The sequence below is a fragment of the Achromobacter veterisilvae genome (genome assembly GCF_900496975.1).
Lineage (GTDB): Bacteria > Pseudomonadota > Gammaproteobacteria > Burkholderiales > Burkholderiaceae_B > Achromobacter > Achromobacter veterisilvae.
In genome coordinates this window covers 62,246-83,610 of the sequence record NZ_UFQC01000009.1, presented here as the reverse complement: position 1 = coordinate 83,610, position 21,365 = coordinate 62,246, and the positions used below count along the sequence as shown (strand labels likewise).

Sequence of the window (21,365 nt, the reverse complement as noted above, 5' to 3'; positions counted from 1 at the left end):
CCCGGTGCGTCGCTGCACTACACGTTGCCCCGCGGGGACATCAACCAACGCCATTGAACGGCGCAGACAGAAACAAACGCAATAGCTTTCTTGCAAGACCGGCCAAGAATCTCATCCGAAAAATATCAGATTCTTGTAAGTTATGCAGAAATTTATGTGTGAACGGGGGTGATGACGACACGTTCGATGCGCAATGATTGCGCAATCGGCAAGTTTCGGCACCGATTCATCTCTTTGTCAGCATTGGGTTTTTTCCGCTATTGCCGGCTATTTCGCGCAACATTGCGTCAACGCAAAACAACCCGGTCCGTTCAGGGTCGATCCGGGTTGACCGAGGGGAGTTTCCTGTGTGGAATGGCGCCCACGAAGCGTCGGTCGGGCCCGCATCCGGGCCAGGCGCGCCTCACCGACGCCGGCCGCAGAAGCCGGCCGGGTCGGAAAATTCAATAATATGGAGAAGACTCTTGACCGTGCTGTCCCAAGCAAAGGCCGTCCTGGCCGCCGCAATCGCAGGCGTCTGCTTTAGTACCGGCGCGCATGCCGCCGACCCCTACCCCAACAAGCCCATCCGCCTGATCGTCCCCTTCGCCGCCGGCGGCACCACCGATATCGTCGCCCGCATCGTCTCCGAAGGCCTGGGCCGCGAACTCGGCCAGCCCGTCGTCGTCGAAAACCGCGGCGGCGGCGGCGGCTCCATCGGCGCCGACGCCCTGGTGCGCTCCGCCCCCGACGGCTACACCCTGGGCGTGGCCACCGTCAGCACCATGGCCACCAACCCGGCCACCAACCCCAAGAACCCGTACGACCCGCTGAAGGACTTCGCCCCCATCACCAATATGGTGAACGTGCCGAACGTGCTGACGGTGAATCCCGCCGTGCCCGCCAAGACGCTGACCGAATTCATCGCCTTGCTGAAGGCCAATCCCGGCAAGTACGCGTACGCCTCCTCGGGCTCGGGCGGCATCGGCCACCTGGACGGCGAACTCTTCAAGTCGCTGACCCAGACCGACATGGTGCACGTGCCCTACCGCGGCTCGGGCCCGGCGCTCAACGACGTGATCGCGGGCCAGGTCAACGCCCAGTTCGACAACCTGCCCTCGTCCATGCCCCACATCCAGGCCGGCAAGCTGCGCGCCCTGGCCGTGGCCGCCCCCAAGCGCCTGCCGGCGCTGCCGGACGTGCCGACCTTCATCGAAGGCGGCCTGCCCGATATGAACAACATGGCCTGGTACGGCCTGGTCGCGCCCGCCGGCACGCCGCAGGCGGTGATCGACCGCGTCCATGACGCCGCCGTCAAGGCGCTCCAGGATCCGAAGACCGTGCAGCGCCTGGCCGACGGCGGCTCGCTGGTGGACGGCAATACGCCGGCCGAGTACGCCGCCCAGATCAAGCGCGAACTCGAACTGCGCCAGCGCATCGCCAAGGAACGCAACATCCAGTCGACGAACTGACCCCACGCGCCCCCCGGCGGCCGGCCCCTGCCGCGGGGCCCGCCCCGGGGGCCGGCGCTTGACTGTAATCGCCCGGCTGGTAGCATGTGCGACCGTGCGATCCCAATTTTCTCCCCTCCCCTGCGCCGCATGCGCCATCTGCGCCCTGCGCTCGACCCTGTTGAGCTCGCAGGAAGTCGCCGCGCGTTCCGCCTACGCGCGTTCCAAGCCCGGCTAATCGCCCGGCTCTTCCCTCTCTGAGCCTCATCCCGGCCCGCCGCCGGCTGCCTGCGCACATCCGCGCTTCGCGCAGCTCGCCGCCGGCCGGCGGACGCCCCGCCGCGTGGCCGGGCGCCGCGCTTCGTCCCGTTTCCGCATGCCTCCGGATGGCCTGCGGCCAGGCCACGCACCGACTCTTTCCAAGCGCCATGCAACTTACCAAGAATTTCGTCAAAGCCAAGAACCCCTGCGCGGGCGGCTACAAATGGTTCATCCGCGACCACAACGGCCAGGGGGACTACCAGGCCGTGCTCGATGCCCTGGTCGCCGACGGACGGGTCAGCGACGCCTGCTGGCTGCTGGACCAGTTCGGCCCCACCGACGCGGTGCTCAAGCTGGACGCGGTCGACGCCCACGCCATCGTTTTCGCGGGCACCCTGGAAGTGCGCATGGGAATCAACGTGGACACCGTCGTGCGCGCCGGACGCAGCATCGTGACCGGTGGCGGCATCCGCGCGGGCGAGACGATCATGGCGGGCGAGAACATCGCCGCGGCCGGCAACATCGCCAGCGGCGGCGACCTGCGCGCCGGCGGGGACATCAGCGCGGACTGGGGCATCGAGACCGCCACCCGCCTGGACTGCGGCGGCAACGTCCGCGCCAAATGGGACATCTGCGCGGGCCAGGACCTGGCCGTGACCGGCCACCTGCACGCCGGCCAGGACGTGCAGGCGCAAGGCGCGATCAAGTGCGGCCAGGGCATCAAGGCCGGCGGCGACGTGCGCGCCGAAAAGGAAATCGACGCGGCCTGCGGCATCCAGGCCGGCGGCTCCATCCTCTGCGGCGACCACCTGGCCTCCGGCTGGGGGCTGATCGCGGGCGAGGACATCCGCGCCGAAGGCGCGATCCGGGCCGGCGAAGGCGTGCAGGCCGCCGGCCTCATCGAAGCCGGCGCGGGGCACGGCATCTACGCCGGCCTGAGCGTCCGCCTGGACGCCTGGTCGGCCTGCGCCCGGGTCGTGGCGCAGGCCCGCCCCGAACAACTGGTCAGCGGGTATTGGACGGACCCGGAGCCGGGATCGCCGAACTAGCGGCGTCCCGCGCCGGGTTGCGCAGCACCAGCATCAGGCCCAGCAGGATCGCCCCCATCCCGGCCACGCTCAGCGCGGACAGGCGATTGCCCAGGATCAGATAGTCCAGCATCGCCGTGCCGGCCGGCACCAGGTAGAACAGGCTGGTGACGTTGACCAGATTGCCGGCCTGGATCATGCGGTAGAACAGCAGGGTCGCGCCCACCGAAATCACCAGCCCCATCCACAGCAGCGGCAGGACGAAGCCCGCCACCCATTCCACGCGAATGGGCTGGAACGGCGCGAACAGCAGGCACAGCGCCAGGCTGACCGCGTACTGCAAGGGCATCACGTCCATCGGCGCCTGGCGCACCCGCTTCTGCAGGATCGCTCCCAGCGTCATGCACGCCAGCGCGGCGAACGCGTACGCCATGCCGGCGACCGAAAAGCGCGCCATGCCGATGCTCTGGACCATCACCATCGCCAGGCCGCAGAACGCCAGGAACAGTCCGGCCAGGCGCGCCCGCGAGTAGCGCCGTTCCAGCAGGGCCAGCGTCAGGATGGGCTGCGCGCCCAGCAGCGTCGCCAGCACGCCCGGCGTAATGCCATGGTCCAGCGCAAGCAGGTAGCAGATGGAATAGCCGCCGATCAGCAGCAGGCCCGTCGCCGCGACGGTGGCGCGCGTGCCCGGCTCGGGCAGCCAGCGCCACCTTCGCGCGCAGATCAGCAGCAGCGCGGCCAGGGCCAGGATGAAGCGCAGCAGCAGGAACGCGAAGGCGGAGGCATGGAACAGCCCCCATTTGGCGAAAATCGCGCCGCCGCTCCACAGCAGCACGAACAAGGCGGTGGAGCCATGGGAGGTCCACGCGGATCTATCGAAAGACATGAGGTTTCTACCTGTCGAAGTCATAACAGGCTCCGCCCCTGCCCGGGCACGGCGATCGGCCGCGTCAGGGCGCAAGCCGGCGCGCGGCGGACACGGCGCGCGTCAAAGCGCGCGGGGCATCGGCGGGCAGACTTGGGAGGGGCTGGAGTCGGGTGCGGACGGCGTCAGCCGACGACGGCCGCGGACGGCGGGCATGCGCCCGCCACCACGCCGCAAGGCGGCGAGACGGGCGGCGATACCACCGTGGAGACGACAGGAGAAAAACCGGGAGAAACCGCGGAACGCCGTGACATCGCGCGCGCGCGGCCGCCGGCTGCCGAAGCAGCGGATGCGAAGCCGAGGAGGCGCGTGAAGTCAGGCATGCGCGTAGGCTACCGGCAGCGGGAAACGCCGTCAAGCGATCCGCCGCTGCTCCACCCCCATGTCGCGCCACGCTTCGCCGTGGCAGGTGAACATCAGGATCTGGTGCCGGGTCGCGGCGTCGAACAGCGCGCGCTTCATGAAGTCGCGCCGCGCGTCGTCCGTGTGGACCAGCGCGTCGTCGAGCAGCAGCAGCGTCGGCCGCCCGGCTTCGCGCAGCAGGTCCGCATAGGCGAAGCGCGCCAGGATGCCAAGCTGCTCGCGCGTGCCGAAGCTGAGCGCGGCCAGCGCGTCTTCGCCGCCGCCGCGGCGCAGCGCCGCGGGCAGCAAGGCGTCGTCCAGCCGCAGCTCGGCCTCGGGAAACAGCAGCGCCAGGTAGTGGTTCAGGCGGCGCGCCAGCGGCGCCTGCAGCCGCTGGGTGGCGGCGGCGCGCTGGTCGGTAAGCAGTTTCAGCAGCAGGTCCAGGGCCGCGGCGCGGCGGGCCAGTTCGTCGCGCCGCCGCTCGAGGCGTTCGCAGGCCGCGGCGGTCTCGGACAGGCGTTCGCCCAGGCCCTGCGCGCCCGCCTGGTCCAGCTTGCCTTGCAGTTGCAGGATGTCGCCGTGGCGCTTGTGCTGCGCGTCGCGCTCGATGGCGGCGGACTTCTCGTAGCGCAGGACGTCCTGTTCCGCCAGTTCGGGCCGATGCCCGGCCAGCGCGGCCTGCGCTTCGCGCACGCGGCGTTCGAGTTCGTCGTGGCCGCTGCGCGCCTCGGCGAGCCTGCCGGCGCGGGACTGGCGCTGCGCGGCGCGTTCGGGCGATTGCAGATCGGCGCCGCGGGCGGCGGCCTGGCCTTCGAGCAGGTGGGCGCGGGCGCCGTCGGCGTCCAGGGCGCGCTGCGCGGCCGCCAGCGTTTTCTCGGCCTGGGCCGCGACGGCCTCGGCCTCGCGCAGCGCCTGGACCGCCGCCGGCAGGTCGACGCTGGCCGTCTCGTCCGCGGCGGGCAGCCTGGACAGGCGTTCCTCCAGTTGGGCGCGGCGCGCCAGCGCCTCGTCGCGCTGGCTGCGCAACGCGTCCACGCCCCTGGGCGCATGGATGCCCAGCGTCTTGCGCATGCCGTCCAGCTCGCGCAGCAGCGCGCCGTGGCGGGCATGGCGCTGCTCGGCCTCGGCCAGCGTCTCGACCCCCACGCGCTTGAGCAAGGCGGCGCACGCCGCCTGGGCCTCGCCCAGCTCGCGCTGCAAGGCGGGCAGGTCCTTGCCGCCCGGCTCGATGCGGAAACGGCCGACGCCCGGCAGGTCCAGTTCCGCCGCCGCCGTCAGCAGGACGTCGCCGGCGCCGGCTAGCGGCCGCCCGTCCAGGCGCGCTTCGCGCCCGGCCTCCAGCCGGTAGGACAAGCGCGTGGCGATGGCCTGCTGCTGCAACTGCAAATTGGCCACCTCGCGGTCGGCCTTGCGCAAGGCGTCGACATCGGCGTCGGACATCTCCGTGCGCACGCTCTCCGCCTTCAGCGCCGATCCTTGTTCGATCAGCGCGGCGGCCTCCTTCAGCGCGTGGTCCAGGCGTTCGATCTCGGGGTCGAGCTGCGCCAGTTGATGTTGCAGGTCGACCCGGTCCGCCACGGCCTGCACGGACGCGACGCGCCGGCGCTCGGCGTCCACGGCATCGGCATGGGCCTGGCGCTGCTGTTGCGCGCGCGCCAGGGGTTCGCGCGACGCCTCGGCGCGGGCGCGGGCGGCGCGGGCCTCTTCGGCCAGCGCCTGGAGTTCGGCCTCGTCCTGCTGGTCGCGCCGAACCTGGTCCTGCAACAGGGCCAGGGTCTGCGCGGCCTGCGCCTGTTCGCGGCGCAGGCCCTCGAACGCTTCGCGCTCCTTGGCCACGGCGTCCAGCCGCGACCTCGCCTCGGCGGCCTTGGCCTCGAAGTCCTTCCAGGGTTCGTCCGCCTGGGCGCGCTGGTGCGCGTGGCGCAGTTCGGCCAGGCGATCCACGTCGGCGTTCAACTGGGCCATGGCCTGCGCGCACTCGTCGCGTTCCGCCACGGCGCGCGCCAGCGCGTCCTCGGCCTCTTTGTAGACGCCCTTCGGACGGCCGTTGCGCGCATCCAGCAGCGCGCCGCGCTCGGCGGCCACGCGCTCGTACAGGCGGTCGCCGTCGCCGGCGGCCAATTCGCCCGAGAGCTGCGTCAAGGCGTCGCGCAGATGCGCGCCCGCGTATCCCGCCGACTCCTGCAGGTTCTGGCCGTCTCCCTGCTGGATCCACAGCAGCCCGGGAATGCCCGCGAGGTCGGGCTTGCTCTGGCCGCGCGCGGCCAGTTCGAAGCCCAGCAGCGCGGCCAGCGCGTTCTCGGCTTCCTCGCCGTCCAGCCGCCGCGCGCCGTCGTCGATCAGCAGTTCGCAGCGGGCGCGGGACAGGAACTGTTTTTTCAGCACATAGCTGTGGCCGGCGTGCGTGAACGCCAGTTCGACGCTGGGACGCGCGCCTGATTCGCCGCGGGGCGCCAGGTCGGCCACCTTGCTGGTGCTGTAGCGCTCCAGGAAAGCGGAGCGGATGGCCATGGCCACCGTGCTCTTGCCGGCTTCGTTCGGCCCCACGAACAGGTTCAGGCCGTCTTGCAGGCCGTCCAGCACCAGGGGCTGGCGGAACTTGCGGAATTCTTCCAGGGCGATGCGCGAGAGCTTCATTTCGCGCCTCCCGGCATGGCGCTTTCGCGCTGGAACCGCAGCAGCAGCCGCAGGGCCTCACCCGCGACCGCGGACTGCGCGGCGTCCGCCTGCAGCGCCTGCAATTGCGCCGCCACTTCGCCCACGTAGCCGCTGGCGCGCAGTTCGGCCAGGTCCGCGTCGTCCGGCTCCAGCTTCAGGCCCGACAGGTCGGGCAGCAAGGCGCGCACCTGCGCGGCGGCCCGGTCCACGGCCTGCTGCAGCGCGTCCCAGGTTTCCATGTTGACGTGCCCCTGCACGTCCAGCCGCAGCACGTCTTCCGCGCGCAAGGCGGCCATGCGCTCGGCCAGCGCCTGTGCATCGGTGGGCAGGCTCAGCGTTTCCGACCAGGCCGACCAGCGGTACTTGCCCGTGGCCAGCCGTTCCACCGCCGGCACGGCGCCGGGCGCGTCGATGCGCACGTCCAGCACGTAGCCGGGTTCGTTGCCGCGGAAGCGGTCCTGCTCGGGCGTGCCGGCGTACCAGGTGCGTTCGTCGACGGAGAGGCAGCCGTGCCAATCGCCCAGCGCCAGGTAGTCCAGGCGGGCGCGCGCCGCGCGGTCCGGCGCGATGGGATTGGTGGCGTCGATGTTGTCCGGCAGCCGCCCCGCCACGCTGCCGTGCGCCAGGCCGACGCGGATGCGGCCGGGTTCGGTGTCCAGGGCGTCGAAGGCCTGGGTCGCGTCGTCGTAGGTATGGCGCTGCGTCAGGGGCGCGGCCAGGACGGCGAGGTTGATGGCCGCCAGGTCCACCACGCCCGTGGCGAGCGGCACGTGGACGTTGGCGGGGATGCAGCCCAGTTGCATCGCGCGGCTCCAGACGCTGTCGGCAAGCGCCGCGTCGTGGTTCCCGGCGATCATGACCCACGGCCCGGCATAGGCGGCCATGGCGGCGAACAGCCGGCGGATCGTGCGGTCGGACACGCCCTGCGTGTCGAACACGTCGCCCGCGACCAGCACGGCGTCCACGCCGCGCTCGGCGGCCAGCGCCGCGATGCGCGCCACGACGTCGAAGCGCGCCTCGGCCAGCATGGCGGCGTCATCGGTTTCGAACTGGCCGTACTGTCGGCCGATCTGCCAGTCGGCGGTGTGCAGAAAATGGGTCATGCGGGGAATTGTAAGAGGAAGATGCCTCCTTCCCCGCACCGGACGCGCTCAGGAGGCCGAGGTCAGCAAAGGCAGTACCTGGGCAAGCGTCAAGGGCCCCTCTTCCAGCAACAGCTTGTCACCTTGCGTTTCGCCTTCCTCGCCAGCAGCGCGCAAGGGGTCCGAAGCAAGCAGGCGGTGGCGCAGCAGGGCGTCGGCAAGCAACAAGCGCCTGGCGTCCACGCCTGGCTGGCAGCCCTCCCAAGCCATGAACACGGAGGCCGACACGTAGTAGAGTGCCGACGCCGCGCGGCGCACCTCAGCCTCAAGCCGCTCCTGCGTCCCAACAGCCTGCGCCAGGCCGATCGCGCGGCGAACGCAATCACGCAAGGTTGCGCGCCACGCCGCCGGCAGCGCCGTCGCCTGCTCTAGTCTGTTTTCCAGCAGGGCCGACAGCGCTTCGTGCGCGCTGTCCTTGCGCACGGCCCGCTGGATCGCGTCCAGCGCATTGATATTGCTGGTGCCTTCCCACAACACGCCGATATGCGCGTCGCGCACCAGGCGGGCATTGACGAAGTCCTCGATGTACCCATTCCCTCCGCGTATCTCCATCGCGCCCGTCGCGACGGCGATATTGTCCCGGCAGGTCCGCAGCTTGAGCAGCGGCGTCAGCAGACGCAGCACCCGCGCGGCCGCCACATCGCCTTCATGGGCACGCCCCATGACTTCCGCCGCCGCCATGACCATGGACAATGCCGCTTCCGTCGGCGTCAATAGCTTGAGCAACTGCCGACGCAGCAGCGGATAGCCGATGAGGTCGCGCCCGAACGCTCGGCGGTGACGCGCGGCCAACATGGAGTCGTTCAGGCAACGACGCATCATTGCCGCCGCTCGCACGCCATGCGACAGGCGCGACAGGTTGACCTGCTCCATCATGTGCTTCAGACCTTTGTCCACCTCGCCGACCAGATACGCCAGCGCCCCCTCCAGGCGGATTTCTCCGCTGGCCATTGAGCGGGTGCCCAGCTTGTCTTTCAGCCGCACGATGCGATAAGCGTTGCGGCTGCCGTCGTCCAGGCGGCGGGGCATCGCAAACAATGCCAGCCCACGCGTACCCTGCGGCGCGCCTTCCGGGCGGGCCAGCAGCAAGGCAACATCCGCATCCGTATGGGAGCAGAACCACTTCTCTCCATGCAGACGCCATTGCCCGTCGACCTGGCGCGCGACGGTCTCCAGGGCGCCGACGTCCGAGCCGCCCGTCTTCTCCGTCATGAACTGCGTCCCCTTCCAGAGCGTGGCCGGATCGTTCGACAGCATGCGCGGCAGCAGCTTTTCCCGCAGGGCCGGGCTGCCGAACTTCCGGATCAGGTGGATGGACGTGTCCGACACGCTGATGGGGCACATCTGGCCGAACTCGGCCTGGACGAACAGGTACTGCAGCGCATACTTCGCCGCCGGCGGCAGCGGCGCGTCGCAGCCCAGGACCCCGGCCCGATGGCTCATGGCATGGAACTGGAAGTCGCCGAAGGCGATGTGCTCCATCTCCTGGTAGGCGGGGTGATATTCGATCCAATCTTCGTCTTCGCCCCAGCGGGTACGCGCATGCAGCACGGGCGGAAACTTGTCCGCCACGGTGGCCAGCGTATTGAGGCGGCCCCCGGCCAATTGCCCCATGCGTTCGAACTGGGGCAACAGCGTGGCGTGCGCGGCGGCCGGCAGATAGAGCCTGAGCAGATCCTGCAAGCCCCGGTCCAGCGCGAAGAAATCCAGGCCGGCGCAGTCGGGCGCAAGGTGGTGGGAACTCTGGGAAGACCGCTGCGGACGCGGGCGGACATACTCGTCATATTTGGCTTGGAATGACACGGACAGCTCCTGAAGGTCGAGGTTCGGCATCGCGCCGGACGCGGCGCGGGCAGGTACATCACGCAGGGACAGGCTCAGATCACGCCGGCGGCGCGCAACTGCGTCAGCGCCGCCTCCGGCAGGCCAAGGCGCTGCGTCAGCACGTCTTGCGTGTGCTCGCCCAGGGCCGGGGGGCCCAGCGTGTGGTCCAGCGGCGTCTCCGAGAAGCGCATCGGGCTGGCGATGCCAGGGCATGTGCCGCCCGTGGATAGCGGCAAGTCCACCCTCAGCTTCCGGTGCACCACCTGCGGGTCCGCGAAAGTCTCGGAAAAGGTGTTGATGGGTCCGCAGGGCACGCCCTCGCGCTCCAGCCGCTCCTGCCAGGAGGCGGTGGTATCCATCGCCATCGCCCGCGACAACTGGGGCAGCAACGTATCTCGATGGACGAGGCGGCCGCTGACCTTGGCATAGCGCGGGTCCAGCGCCAGGTCCGGCCGCTGGATTTCCTGGCAATAGGCCGCGAACTGGCTGTCGTTGCCCACGGCCACGATCAATCGCCCGTCCCGCGTATCGAAGACCTGGTACGGCACCGCGTTGGCATGCGCGTTGCCGTAGCGCTTGGGCTCCTTGCCGGACACCAGATGATTGACGGCGGGATTGCTGCCGAAGGCCAGGATGCAATCCAGCAGGGCCATGTCGATATGCTGCCCTTGCCCGCTGCGCTCGCGCCAGGCCAACGCCGCCGCGATCGCCAGGCTGGCGTACATGCCCGTCGTAATGTCCGCAACCGCGACGCCCACTTTCTGCGGGCCGCCGCCCGGCAGCCCATCGGCTTCGCCGGTCACGCTCATCAAACCTCCCATGCCCTGGAAAATGAAGTCGTATCCCGGGCGGTGCCGATAAGGCCCCGTCTGGCCGAAGCCCGTGATCGAGCAATAAACCAGCGAAGGATGGTCTGCGCGCAGGTCCTCGTAGCCCAGGCCATAGCGCGCCAGGGTGCCGACCTTGTAGTTCTCGACCAGCACATCGCACTGCGCGGCCAGCCCGCGGACGATGTCCTGGCCCTGCGCGGTGGAGATATCCACGGTCACGGACTTCTTGCCGCGGTTGGCCGATGCGTAGTAGCCGGAGTCCTCTCGCGGCTGCCCGTGGGCGCCCGGCATCCACGGCGGGCCCCAGCCGCGGGTATCGTCCCCGGTGCCGGGGCGTTCGATCTTGATGACCTCGGCGCCCAGGTCGGCAAGATTCTGGGTGCACCAGGGGCCCGCCAGCACCCGGGTCAGGTCCAGCACGCGTATGTGGGAAAGCGGTTTGATCGTCATGTCCAGGATTCCGGTGCCCGCGGGCACGCCATTAGTCGATGCGGATGTGCGCGTCTGCGATCACGCGCCCGTAGCGGGCGCTTTCGTCGCGCATGTAGGCGCTGAACGCGTCTCCGGAATAGCCCACGGGCTCTCCTCCCGTGCGCAGCAAGGCTTCGCGCACATCGGGCTGCGCCATGATTTGCTCGATCGTGCCGCTCAAGGTCTGGACAATGGCCGGCGGCGTGCCCGACGGCGCCAGGATCCCGACCCAGGCGGACATCTTCATGTCGGGATAGCCCAGTTCCGCGGTGGTGGACAGGTCCGGCAGCACCGCGGAACGCTTGTCGCTCATCACGGCCAGGGCGGTCAGCTTGCCCGCCTGGATTTGCGGCAAACCGGTAAACGCGGGTTCGAACGTGACGGAGACCTCGCCGCCCATCACCGCGGCCTTTGCCGGCGCGCTGCCCTTGTACGGGACGTGCAAGAAATTGCTCTTGGTCCTGGACCGCAGCATTTCGCCCGCCAGGTGGGCCGTCGAACCGTTCCCATATGAGGCGTAGCTCAGTTCGCCGGGCTTGGCCCGGGCCAGATCCACGAGCTGCTGCAGCGTTTGCACGGGCACTTTCGGATTGACCACGATGACGCTGGGCGTGGTGGCGATCAGCGCGATCGGTGCGAAGCTCTTGACCGCGTCGTAGGGCAGCTTGGGATACAGCCAGGGATTGATCGTCAGGGTCGTGTTGGTCGCCGCCAGCAAGGTGTAGCCATCGGGCTTGGCGTTGGCCACCATTTCGGCGCCGATGATGGTGGCCGCGCCCGCGCGGTTCTCCACGATCACGGGCTGGCCCAGCCGTTCACCCAGTTTCTGGCCGATGACGCGCGCCACCACGTCCGTCATGCCGCCCGCCGAATACGGCACGATGAGCCGGATGGGCATGCGGGGATAGTCCTGGGCCTGCGCGGCGGCGGTCAGCGACAAGGCAGCGATAAGCGGGATTAGGGTATTGATACGCAAAACAGTCTCCTTGGTGGATCGCGGGTCTGCGCCCCGATTCATTGCCGCGTACCGCTGCGGTGAAACCCATTATTCGCGTCGTGATTTTTCTCGTCCAATATATTTTTTCGTGCTATTCATATTGATATTGGATTAATCTTTGACCGCCGCGACGAGCGATCGCCGCGTCCCCAACCCACGAGCCGCCCATGGATCTGCGCCAACTTCGGTACTTCGTCGCCGTCGCCGAGGAACTGCACTTCGGAAGAGCCGCCAAGCGGCTATCCATCACCCAACCGCCGCTCAGCTTCAACATCCGCCAACTGGAAGCGTCGCTCGGCATGGAGCTGCTGCGGCGTACCACGCGCGAGGTGGCGCTCACGGAAGCGGGGAAAGTGATCTATCGGGAAGCGCTGAAGCTATTGACGCTGGCGCGCAGCGCAGAAGAGCAGGCGCGGCGGGCCGCCAGCGGCGAAGCGGGCGTCGTGCACATCGGCTTCGTGGGTTCGTCGTTCCTAACGAGCCTGGCCTCGGACATACGAGACTTTGCGACGACGAGGCCGGAGGTTGAAGTAGTGCTGTACGAACTCAGCAGCTACGAACAGATCGACGCATTGCAGCGAGGCCAGATCGACATCGGGATCGTGCATCCCCGCGTCATGCCGTCCGGCATCGCCTCGCGCGTGCTGCACCGCGAGGCCTTCGCCTGCCTGCTCCCGGAAACGCACGCGCTGGCGCGGCGGGAAATCATCGACTTGCAGCAGTTGCAGCATGACGACTTCGTGCTATTTCCCAGAGACTTTTCCCCTGGCTATTACGACAAGATTCTCTCGCTTTGCGTGGAGGCCGGCTTCACGCCGCACATCCGGCACAAAGTCCGGAACATGCTGACGATCGCCACCTTGGTGTCGCACGAATTCGGTGTCTCCCTGGTGCCGGCGTCGCTGGGAAAAGTGCAGTTGCCGAATCTGGCATGCCGCCCGCTTTCGCATGCCGCAAACCCGTCGGATCTGCGCGGCATCTGGCGCCAGGACGAAGAACAGCCCGCGGTGCTGGCACTGCTGTCCTGCCTGGCGGCATCGCCAGGCTAGTTCGCCCGACAGAAAAACAATGGCCCGGCCGGCATGTCGCGCCGGCCGGGCCCGGTAAGGGACCAGTATCAGGCGCCCTTGCCGCCCAGCACCAGCCGCTGATTGGACGCCGCCTTGCGGTCGTAGCGGGACAGGTCCAGGCCTTCGGTGCGGATGGCGGGGCGCTGGCCCATGACCAGGTCGGCCACCAGCTTGCCGGAGCCGCAGGCCATGGTCCAGCCCAGCGTGCCGTGGCCGGTATTCAGATAAAGATTGCCGTAGCGGGTCGGGCCGACCACCGGCGTGCTGTCCGGCGTCATGGGGCGCAGGCCCGTCCAGAACTCGGCCCGGGCCACGTCGCCGCTGCCGGGGAACAGGTCGTTCACGACCAGTTCCAGCGTCTTGCGGCGGGCGTCCTTCAGGCGCAGGTCGAAGCCCGAAAGCTCGGCCATGCCGCCCACCCGGATGCGCTTGTCGAAGCGCGTCACGGCGATTTTGTAGGTTTCGTCCAGGATGGTCGAAACGGGCGCGGCGGACTCGTCCGTCATGGGGATGGTCAGCGAGTAGCCCTTGACCGGATACACCGGCAGGTCCAGGCCCAGCGGTTCCAGGAAGCCGCGCGTGTAGCTGCCGAACGCGGCGACGTAGCGGTCCGCGGTCAGGACCTCGTTGCCGACGCGCACGCCCGTGACCTGGCCGCCCGCGGTGTTCAGCCCGGAAACGGATTGGCCATAGCGGAATTCCACGCCCAGGCCCGCGGCCATTTCCGCCAGGCGCGTGGTGAAAAGCTGGCAGTCGCCGGTTTCGTCGTTGGGCAGGCGCAGGCCGCCGGACAGCTTTTCCATGGAGCGCGCCAGCGCGGGCTCGGCGGTGGCAAGGCGGTTGCGGTCCAGCAATTCATAGGGCACGCCCACTTCTTCGAGCACGGCGATATCGCGGCGGGCGGCTTCCAACTGGGCTTCCGTGCGGAACAACTGCAAGGTGCCGCGGGTGCGCTCTTCATAGTGGATGCCGGTGGACGCGCGCAGTTCGCGCAGGCAGTCGCGGCTGTATTCGGACAGGCGCAGCATGCGCTCCTTGTTCACCGAATAGCGCTCGGCCGAACAATTGGCCAGCATGGCGGCCATCCACTTCAACTGGTAGAGGCTGCCGTCCAGGCGGATCGCCAGGGGCGCATGCTTCTGGAACAGCCACTTGATGGCCTTCAGGGGGATCCCGGGCGCGGCCCAGGGCGTGGAATACCCCGGGGACACCTGGCCGGCGTTGGCGTAGCTGGTCTCCAGGGCCGCCGCGGGCTGGCGGTCCAGCACCGTCACTTTGGCGCCCTGGCGGGCCAGGTAATAGGCGGTCGTGGTGCCGATGACGCCGCTGCCGAGGACGATCACATGCATGATTCTTTCCAGTGTTTGGTTTTGTGCAGGAATTTCGGTAGTCTATGAGCCTCCTTGCAGTGAAAGACACTGAAAAATTCGCTTTGGCAGTGGTTTTTCCCGGCTCTTTCCTGTTTTCCGATTGCCGGAAGTGAAATGCGCGACCTCGACCGTATCGACCTGAAAATCCTGGATATTCTGCAGCGTGAAGGCCGGATTTCGGTGACCGAACTGGCCGACCGGATCAACCTGTCGGCCACCCCCTGTTCCGACCGCATCAAGCGCATGGAGCGCGAAGGGGTCATCACGGGTTACCATGCGCGCGTCAACCCCGCGGCGCTGGGCAAGAACCTGCTGGTCTTCCTGGAGATCAAGCTGTCGGCCAAGTCCGGCGACGTGTTCGACAAGGTCAAGAAGGAACTGCTGTACGTGCCCGAGGTGATGGAATGCCACCTGGTCTCGGGCGACTTCGATTACCTGGTCAAGGCCCGCCTGACCGAAATGAATGAATACCGCCGTCTCCTGGGCGAAATCCTCAAGCGCCTCCCGGCATCCGCCGAATCGCGCAGCTATGTGGTCATGGAGGAGATCAAGGAGACCCTGTACCTGCCGGTGGACCGCTAGGGGCTCCCGGCGTTGGCGCGGCATCGTTCCACGCGGTTTGTTACCGGACGGCGCCGCGCCGGCTGCTATGCTGGCGGCCCTCCGGCTTGCGCCGCCGCGCACCGACCCCATTTTTTTCCTTGCCTATGACTCGTCTCTACAAATACTTCTTCCGCGGCCTGATCACCGTCCTGCCGCTGGCGCTGACCATCTACCTGCTCTACATATTCCTGGCCTGGACCGAAGCGGTGGCGCTGACCTTCCTGCGCCCTTTCATCGGCGGATTCTACGTGCCGGGCATGGGCCTGGCGCTGGGCATTCTCGGCATCCTTGCGATCGGCTACCTGGTGTCCAAGGAGCGCGTGCAGCGCGTGCTGGCGCTGCTGGAAATGCCGTTCACCAACCTGCCGGTGGTCAAGAGCATCTATTCGTCCCTGAAGAGCTTCGCGGACTATTTTTCGCCCAGTTCCAAGAACACCGCCCAGCAGGTCGTGATCCTGCGCATGCCCGGCCAGCAACTGGAACTGGTGGGGCTGGTCACCCGCCGCAGCATGGAAGGCCTGCCCGAAGGGTTCTCCCAGGACGGCCGGGTGGCCGTCTACCTGCCGATGGGCTACATGATCGGCGGCTATACCGTCTTCGTGCCGCAGGAATGGGTGCAGCCCATTCAGATGTCCGTCGAGGAAGCCATGCGTTCGTCCCTGATCGCCTGGATGGCGCGCGCCGAGAACAATAACCGGCCGGCCGCGCCCGCCGTGCCGGAACCTCCGGGCGACGCCCCCGGCGCCCCGGGCGCCGGCAGCGGCGGCCAGGCCTGAGCCCCCATCCCTCTTTCATCCCCCAGGCGCGACATGCCCATCATCGAATTCATGCTTGCCGAAGGCAGCCCCTATATTGAAGTCAACCAGTTGCTGAAGGCCACCGGCGTGTGCGACAGCGGCGGCGCGGGCAAGATGCTCGTGGCCGAGGGCCGCGTGAGCGTGGGCGGCGTCGTGGAAACCCGCAAGACGGCGAAGATCCGCGCCGGCCAGATCGTCACCTGCGGCGACGCGCGCATCGTGGTGCGCGCCCCCGAGGCCGCCGACGGCGACCCCGCCTGACCCTTCCATCCCAGCAACGCCGCGAGCCGCCATGAAATTCAAGATGTCCCAGAACTCCATCTTCGCCGTCCTGCTGCGCTCGCCGTGGTGGATGAGCGCCGGGGTGGCCGTGCTGCTGTCGGCGGGCGGCTTTGCCGCCCTGCCCCTGGAATACGCCGCGATGGGCGTGTTCGCCGCGGTGCCGTTCGCGGTCATCGCCATCATGGCGGCCTGGAAGCAATTGCGCGCGCCCTCCGGCACGCGCGTGCAGGCCGTGGCCGAGGCGGCGGCCGCCATGTCCTGGGCGGATTTTTCCCGGACCGTCGAGGCGGGCTTCCGGCGTGACGGCTGCGAGGTGCAGCGCCTGCAGGTCCCCGGCGCCGACTTCGCGCTCAGCAAGGACGGCCGCGTGGCCATCGTCGGCGCCAAGCGCTGGAAAGCCGCGCGCGTGGGGGTCGAGCCGCTGCGCGAACTTCAGGCGGTGCGCGAACAGCGCGGCGCGCGCGAAGCCATCTATATCGCGCTGGGCGAAGTGTCGGACAACGCGCTGCAATACGCCAAGTCGCAGGGCGTGTCCCTGATGACGGCGCCGGAACTGACCAAGCTGCTGCGGGACCTCAAGATCTGACGCCGCCGCGGCGCGCACCGGCTTACGATTAAAGGCGCATTCCGCCCCGTCGCGGGCGGAACGATCCACCCGAGAGCTACGCCGATGACCTATCGCATCCTCGCCGACCTGGTTCTTGTCGCGCATGGCCTTTTTGTCGCCTTTGTGATGTTCGGCGGCCTCCTGGCGCTATGGAAACGCTGGGTCGCCTTCCTGCACCTGCCGGCGCTGGCCTGGGGCGCCATGGTGATCGGCATGGGCTGGATATGCCCCCTGACGCCGCTGGAGGTATCGCTGCGCGAACGGGCGGGGCAGGAAGGCTATTCCGGCGGCTTCATCGCACACTACGTCCTGGGCATCATCTACCCCGAAGGCATCGCCAGAACCACGCAGGTCGTGCTGGCGGCGCTGCTGATCGCCGGGAATATCATCGTCTACATCCTGTGGGCGCGGCGGCGCCGGCTTCCCATGACCCGCGCCTGATCCGGACGCCGGACGCGGCGCGCGCTTTCGTGGCGGACATCGTTTCAGCTATGCGATAATAGAGATTAATTCTCATTACAAACCCCTGAAGCGACACGGCCGCCGGACACGCAAGGCCGATAGCTTGTCCAACCAAGACCCTATCCGCCTTGCCGTGCTGGAGCGCTACTACCGCGAACTGCTGAACTTCTGCAACCGGATCATCGGGAATTCGGATGCGGCGGCCGACGCTGTCCAGGAAACCTATGCGCGCGTGCTGTCGGCGCAGCGCAAAGACCGCGACGTGACGGAACCGCGCGCGCTGCTGTATCGTACGGCGCGCAATCTGATCACCGACCAGCACCGCCGCAATGTCGTGCGCGGCCAGACCGCCGGCAGCGATGCAGAGCCGGACGCCGACCTCGTCCTGGACGACCTGGCGGCCCCCTTGGCCTTGGAGCCGGAAGCCGCGGCCATGTCCGCGCAAGCGGTGGCCGCCATGCTGGACGTGATCCGCGCCCTGCCCCCGCGCTGCCGCCAGGCGTTCGTGCTGCACCGTTTCGACGGCCTGTCGCATGCCGAGATCGCCGAACGCATGGATATTTCGCGCAAAATGGTGGAACAGCACATCAAGGTGGCGATGCTGGCCTGCCGGCGCGGCAAGTCCGAATGGGACCTGCGCGCGGGCGAACGGCCCGCCGCCGCCCCCAGCACCGAATTTTTACAGCCATGACCATGAATCCCGCCCAGCCTACGCTTGCACCGACAGCCTCGGCGGACGAGGCCGCGCTCGACTGGCTGATCCGCCGCAAGGACTCCCCGGACGCCGCGACCGAAGCGCGTTTTCGCGAGTGGCAGGCCGCATCGCCGCTGCACGCGCAGGCGTATGCGCGCTGGGAGCGCGACTGGAACGGGCTGGACACCGTTCCCGAAACCGCCCGGGCGCAGTGGCGCGCGGAATGTCCGCCCCCCGCCTCCGCCCAGCCGAACCGGCAGCGGCGCGCCCGATGGCGCCTGGCGGGCGCCGCGCTGGCCGCCTGTGCCGTGGCGGCCGTGGCCGCGCTGCTCGCGGCGCCGTCCGCGCCCCAGTACCAGATGCGCTACGCCACGGCGCCCGGCCAGCAGCAGGAAATCACGCTGCCCGACGGCAGCCAGGTCGCGCTGGACACCGCCACCCGCGTCGAGGTCCTCTACACCAAGGGCCGCCGCGAAGTGCGGATGGCGGAAGGCCAAGCCATGTTCAAGGTGCAGAGCGACGCCGGCCGGCCGTTCGACGTGGTCACGGGCAACGTGCGCGTCACCGTCGTCGGCACGCGTTTCAGCGTGCGCCATACGCCGGCCACGCCCGGCTATCCGGGCGTGCACGTCGGCGTCGCGTCCGGGCATGTCCGTGTCGGCCCCGAGGCGCCCGCCGCGTGGTGGGAGTTCTGGCGCCCCGGACGCGACCGGCAGGTCACCGACCTGACCGCGGGCCAGCAGATGACGGTGGACGAGTCCGGCCTGCCGGGCCGTATCGCCCGGATCGACGCCGCCAGCGTGGCCCCCTGGCTGGACCACCGGGTCGCGTTCGACAACGCCACGCTGGCGCAGGCCCTGGCCGAGTTCGGCCGTTACGGCCACCCCGTGCCGGTCCTGGGCGACCCGCGCCTGGCGTCCTTGCGCCTGACCGGCAGCTTCGACACCCGCAGCCTCGCCACCTTCTACCGGGTGCTTCCCCAGGCCCTGCCGGTGAGGATCGACACGCGCGGCGCGCTGCCGTCCATCGAACCCGCGCAATAAATTTTTCGAGATCCGAGACGCCGGACCTAGGGTTTTTTGCCGCTGCCGCGTCTACATGAGAAATGTATCCATTCTCATGACTTGACGAGGCCCTGCATGCATCACCCCCGTTTTACGTTCGCGCCGCTGACGCTGGCGCTCTGCCTGGCCCTGGCCGGCCCCGCCGCCCACGGCCAGACGGCCGAACCCCACGTCCAGATGTCGCTGGCCGCCCAGCCGCTGGGCCAGTCGCTGAACGCCCTGGCGCGCCAGGCGGGCCTGGACCTGATCGTGCGCGGCGACCTGGTGCAGGGCTTGAACGCCCCCGCCGTCTCCGGCAACCTGACGGTGCGCGCGGCGTTCGACCGCGTTCTGGCGGGCAGCGGCCTGACCGCGCGGATCGATGGCTCGGCCGTCGTCATTTCGCGCGACCCGTCGGCCGGCGCCATCCAGCAGATGGACCAGATCACCGTGACCGGCAGCGAGGAAACCGCCACCAGCCCGGTCTATGGCGCCGTCGCCCGGCGCACCTCCACGGGCATCAAGACCGACACCGACCTGCTGGAAACCCCGCAATCGGTTTCGGTGGTGACGCGCGAGCAGATCGAACTGCAGGGCGCGACGGGCATCGACGAATCGCTGCGCTACACCTCCGGCGTGGTGTCGGCCGCCTACGGCCAGGACCCGCGCGGCGACTGGATCCGCGTGCGCGGCTTCGCGCCCGCCAAGTACCTGGACGGCCTGCCCCTGCCCGACGGCGTCTGGACGGCCAACACCCGCTACGAGCCCTATGCGATGGAGCGCATCGAGGTGCTCAAGGGACCGTCCTCCGTCATGTACGGCGCGCTGCCGCCCAGCGGCTTCATCAACGCCGTCAGCAAGCGCCCCCAGGCCGAGGCCGCCCATGAACTGGGCATTTCGTATGGCACCGACGACCGCAAGGAAATCAGCGGGGACTTCACCGGCCCGCTGACCGAGGACGGCAAGGTGCTGTACCGCGTCGTCGGCCTGGCGCGGGACAGCGACACGCCCAGCGACTACGGCTACGACCGCCGCTACCTCCTGGCGCCGTCGCTCACCTGGAACCCCAGCACCGATACCAGCCTGACCGTGCTGGCGATGCTGCAAGGCGCGCGCTCGCGCGGCTGGGGCGGCTTCCTGCCCGCCGAAGGCACCGTCCTGCCCAACCCCAACGGCAAGATCGGCCCCAGCTTCTACGGCGGCGAACCGGGCTTTGACCGCTACGAAAAGAACACGCAGTCGATCGGCTACCTGTTCGCGCACCGCGTGAATCCGCAACTGACCCTGCGCCAGAACGCGCGCATGAACTGGGCCGACGTGGACCATCCCTCCGTGGGCCTGCTCGGTTTCGTGCCGGGCAGCCTTCGGACGCTGAGCCGCTATACCTACACCCCGCGCGAAGACTCGCGCGTATTCTCGATCGACAACCAGGCCGAGTACAAGCTGGACACGGGCCCCGTTTCGCACACGCTGCTGGCGGGCTTCGACTACAAGCGCTCGCGCAACGACTACGCCGTCGGCATGGGCTTCGATGCGCCGACGCTGGACGCCTTCGATCCGGTCTACGGCACGCAGTCGATCGTCAAGCCCGCCGATACCCAGCACACACTGCAAACGCAGCAGCAGCTTGGCGTTTACGTGCAGGACCAGATCCGGTGGGACCGCTGGGTCGCCACCCTGTCCGGCCGCCACGACTGGGTGGACACCAAGACCGACGACAGGCTGGCCAACACCTCCAGCAAGCAGGATGACCGCAAGTGGTCGGGCCGCGTGGGCCTGAACTACCTGTTCGATTCGGGCTTCTCGCCCTATGTCTCGTACGCGACGTCCTTCGAGCCCGCCATCGGCCGCACGTATTCGGGCACGCCCTTCGTGCCCGTGACGGGTTCGCAGGTCGAGGTGGGGTTCAAGTACCGCCCGACCAACAGCGAATCGCTGTACACGATGGCCGTGTACGACCTGCGCCAGAAGAATGTTCTGGTCACCGACGTGAACGCGCCCGTGTTCGGCTACCAGATCCAGCAGGGCGAGATCCGCTCGCGCGGCGTCGAACTGGAAGCCCGCGCGCAGGTGGCCGACGGGCTGACCGTCATCGGCAGCTACACGTATACGGACGCCGAGGTCAAGAAGTCCACCGACCCCGCCACCATCGGCAAGCAGGTGCAATCGCAGCCGCGGCACCAGGCCGCGTTGTGGGTCGACTACCGCTTCCCGCAGGATATCGCCCCCGGCTTCGGCCTGGGCGGCGGCGTGCGCTACACCGGCAGCAGCTATGGGGATTCGGCCAATGAATGGCAGACCGGCTCCAACACGCTGGTGGATGCGCAGGCCCACTACACCACCGGCAACTGGCGCTTGCTGCTGACCGTGAACAACCTGTTCGACAAGGAGTACATCGCGGCCTGCAACAGCATCACCTGGTGCTACTACGGATACGGCCGCAACGTGAACCTGACGGCGCGCTACACCTGGTGATCGCAAAGCGGGAAAGCCCGCGGCGCGGGCTGAGGCCCGCGCCGCCGGCAGCCC

Annotated in this window: 18 protein-coding genes; 11 read left to right on the top strand and 7 right to left on the bottom strand. The window is 68.5% G+C overall.

Going from position 1 to position 21,365, the window contains the following annotated elements; translation table 11 throughout:
• Nucleotides 1–464 precede the first annotated feature (464 nt).
• Complete coding sequence (locus AVE30378_RS10125) at nucleotides 465–1,451, top strand: Bug family tripartite tricarboxylate transporter substrate binding protein (RefSeq protein ID WP_129240724.1); 987 nt, start codon at nucleotides 465–467, stop codon at nucleotides 1,449–1,451.
• A 407-nt stretch (nucleotides 1,452–1,858) separates the two neighbouring features.
• Nucleotides 1,859–2,740 carry a hypothetical protein gene (locus AVE30378_RS10120; protein WP_129240723.1) on the top strand — a complete coding sequence of 294 codons (882 nt, stop codon included), beginning with the start codon at nucleotides 1,859–1,861 and terminating at the stop codon, nucleotides 2,738–2,740.
• On the opposite strand, the gene AVE30378_RS10115 is transcribed toward AVE30378_RS10120, so the two are convergent.
• The 6 genes from AVE30378_RS10115 to AVE30378_RS10090 form a co-directional block, all read right to left on the bottom strand.
• Entirely contained in the window at nucleotides 2,697–3,605 is a 909-nt protein-coding gene (locus AVE30378_RS10115) for a DMT family transporter (RefSeq protein WP_129240722.1), read from the bottom strand. The genes AVE30378_RS10120 and AVE30378_RS10115 overlap by 44 nt on opposite strands.
• Before the next feature lie 393 nt (nucleotides 3,606–3,998).
• The gene (locus tag AVE30378_RS10110; RefSeq protein ID WP_129240721.1) at nucleotides 3,999–6,623 is read right to left on the bottom strand and encodes an AAA family ATPase; all 2,625 of its coding nucleotides are present in this window, start codon (nucleotides 6,621–6,623) and stop codon (nucleotides 3,999–4,001) included.
• Complete coding sequence (locus tag AVE30378_RS10105; RefSeq protein WP_129240720.1) at nucleotides 6,620–7,747, bottom strand: metallophosphoesterase family protein; 1,128 nt, start codon at nucleotides 7,745–7,747, stop codon at nucleotides 6,620–6,622. Before AVE30378_RS10105 ends, AVE30378_RS10110 begins: the two co-directional genes overlap by 4 nt.
• A gap of 48 nt (nucleotides 7,748–7,795) precedes the next feature.
• Complete coding sequence (locus tag AVE30378_RS10100) at nucleotides 7,796–9,589, bottom strand: acyl-CoA dehydrogenase family protein (RefSeq protein WP_129240719.1); 1,794 nt, start codon at nucleotides 9,587–9,589, stop codon at nucleotides 7,796–7,798.
• Between the two features lie 74 nt (nucleotides 9,590–9,663).
• Entirely contained in the window at nucleotides 9,664–10,890 is a 1,227-nt protein-coding gene (locus AVE30378_RS10095) for a CaiB/BaiF CoA transferase family protein (RefSeq protein ID WP_129240718.1), read from the bottom strand.
• 31 nt (nucleotides 10,891–10,921) lie between these two features.
• On the bottom strand, nucleotides 10,922–11,887 hold the full coding sequence (locus AVE30378_RS10090; protein ID WP_165360142.1) for a Bug family tripartite tricarboxylate transporter substrate binding protein: 966 nt from the start codon (nucleotides 11,885–11,887) through the stop codon (nucleotides 10,922–10,924).
• 188 nt (nucleotides 11,888–12,075) lie between these two features.
• Here AVE30378_RS10090 and AVE30378_RS10085 point away from each other — a divergent pair, with 188 nt between their 5' ends.
• Nucleotides 12,076–12,957 (top strand): LysR family transcriptional regulator, encoded by an 882-nt coding sequence (locus tag AVE30378_RS10085; RefSeq protein WP_129240716.1) that lies wholly within the window; start codon nucleotides 12,076–12,078, stop codon nucleotides 12,955–12,957.
• A 68-nt stretch (nucleotides 12,958–13,025) separates the two neighbouring features.
• Here AVE30378_RS10085 and AVE30378_RS10080 read toward each other — a convergent pair whose 3' ends face one another.
• Complete coding sequence (locus AVE30378_RS10080; RefSeq protein ID WP_129240715.1) at nucleotides 13,026–14,327, bottom strand: D-amino acid dehydrogenase; 1,302 nt, start codon at nucleotides 14,325–14,327, stop codon at nucleotides 13,026–13,028.
• 135 nt (nucleotides 14,328–14,462) lie between these two features.
• Between AVE30378_RS10080 and AVE30378_RS10075 the strand changes: the two genes are divergently transcribed.
• The 8 genes from AVE30378_RS10075 to AVE30378_RS10040 all read left to right on the top strand — a co-directional run bounded on the left by AVE30378_RS10075 (nucleotide 14,463) and on the right by AVE30378_RS10040 (nucleotide 21,311).
• A complete protein-coding gene (locus tag AVE30378_RS10075) occupies nucleotides 14,463–14,930 on the top strand; it encodes a winged helix-turn-helix transcriptional regulator (RefSeq protein ID WP_129240714.1) in 468 nt (155 codons plus the stop codon).
• 125 nt (nucleotides 14,931–15,055) lie between these two features.
• Entirely contained in the window at nucleotides 15,056–15,727 is a 672-nt protein-coding gene (locus tag AVE30378_RS10070; protein ID WP_129240713.1) for a DUF502 domain-containing protein, read from the top strand.
• A 33-nt stretch (nucleotides 15,728–15,760) separates the two neighbouring features.
• The gene (locus tag AVE30378_RS10065) at nucleotides 15,761–16,009 is read left to right on the top strand and encodes an RNA-binding S4 domain-containing protein (RefSeq protein WP_129240712.1); all 249 of its coding nucleotides are present in this window, start codon (nucleotides 15,761–15,763) and stop codon (nucleotides 16,007–16,009) included.
• 31 nt (nucleotides 16,010–16,040) lie between these two features.
• A complete protein-coding gene (locus tag AVE30378_RS10060) occupies nucleotides 16,041–16,616 on the top strand; it encodes a restriction endonuclease (RefSeq protein WP_129240711.1) in 576 nt (191 codons plus the stop codon).
• 84 nt (nucleotides 16,617–16,700) lie between these two features.
• Nucleotides 16,701–17,078 (top strand): DUF2784 domain-containing protein, encoded by a 378-nt coding sequence (locus AVE30378_RS10055; protein WP_129240710.1) that lies wholly within the window; start codon nucleotides 16,701–16,703, stop codon nucleotides 17,076–17,078.
• Between the two features lie 124 nt (nucleotides 17,079–17,202).
• On the top strand, nucleotides 17,203–17,790 hold the full coding sequence (locus tag AVE30378_RS10050; protein ID WP_244235013.1) for a sigma-70 family RNA polymerase sigma factor: 588 nt from the start codon (nucleotides 17,203–17,205) through the stop codon (nucleotides 17,788–17,790).
• Nucleotides 17,787–18,836, top strand: coding sequence for a FecR family protein (locus AVE30378_RS10045; protein WP_165360141.1), 1,050 nt, complete (start codon nucleotides 17,787–17,789; stop codon nucleotides 18,834–18,836). The genes AVE30378_RS10050 and AVE30378_RS10045 overlap by 4 nt, the downstream gene beginning before the upstream one ends.
• Before the next feature lie 96 nt (nucleotides 18,837–18,932).
• Nucleotides 18,933–21,311 carry a TonB-dependent siderophore receptor gene (locus tag AVE30378_RS10040; RefSeq protein WP_129240708.1) on the top strand — a complete coding sequence of 793 codons (2,379 nt, stop codon included), beginning with the start codon at nucleotides 18,933–18,935 and terminating at the stop codon, nucleotides 21,309–21,311.
• Nucleotides 21,312–21,365: the final 54 nt, after the last annotated feature.

Coding starts and splice junctions, on each gene's coding strand:
- AVE30378_RS10105 (WP_129240720.1), bottom strand. CDS start 7,747: ATGACCCATTTTCTGCACACCGCCGACTGGCAGATCGGCCGACAGTAC.
- AVE30378_RS10040 (WP_129240708.1), top strand. CDS start 18,933: ATGCATCACCCCCGTTTTACGTTCGCGCCGCTGACGCTGGCGCTCTGC.
- AVE30378_RS10095 (WP_129240718.1), bottom strand. CDS start 10,890: ATGACGATCAAACCGCTTTCCCACATACGCGTGCTGGACCTGACCCGG.
- AVE30378_RS10115 (WP_129240722.1), bottom strand. CDS start 3,605: ATGTCTTTCGATAGATCCGCGTGGACCTCCCATGGCTCCACCGCCTTG.
- AVE30378_RS10080 (WP_129240715.1), bottom strand. CDS start 14,327: ATGCATGTGATCGTCCTCGGCAGCGGCGTCATCGGCACCACGACCGCC.
- AVE30378_RS10045 (WP_165360141.1), top strand. CDS start 17,787: ATGACCATGAATCCCGCCCAGCCTACGCTTGCACCGACAGCCTCGGCG.
- AVE30378_RS10120 (WP_129240723.1), top strand. CDS start 1,859: ATGCAACTTACCAAGAATTTCGTCAAAGCCAAGAACCCCTGCGCGGGC.
- AVE30378_RS10110 (WP_129240721.1), bottom strand. CDS start 6,623: ATGAAGCTCTCGCGCATCGCCCTGGAAGAATTCCGCAAGTTCCGCCAG.
- AVE30378_RS10055 (WP_129240710.1), top strand. CDS start 16,701: ATGACCTATCGCATCCTCGCCGACCTGGTTCTTGTCGCGCATGGCCTT.
- AVE30378_RS10085 (WP_129240716.1), top strand. CDS start 12,076: ATGGATCTGCGCCAACTTCGGTACTTCGTCGCCGTCGCCGAGGAACTG.
- AVE30378_RS10070 (WP_129240713.1), top strand. CDS start 15,056: ATGACTCGTCTCTACAAATACTTCTTCCGCGGCCTGATCACCGTCCTG.
- AVE30378_RS10060 (WP_129240711.1), top strand. CDS start 16,041: ATGAAATTCAAGATGTCCCAGAACTCCATCTTCGCCGTCCTGCTGCGC.
- AVE30378_RS10065 (WP_129240712.1), top strand. CDS start 15,761: ATGCCCATCATCGAATTCATGCTTGCCGAAGGCAGCCCCTATATTGAA.
- AVE30378_RS10075 (WP_129240714.1), top strand. CDS start 14,463: ATGCGCGACCTCGACCGTATCGACCTGAAAATCCTGGATATTCTGCAG.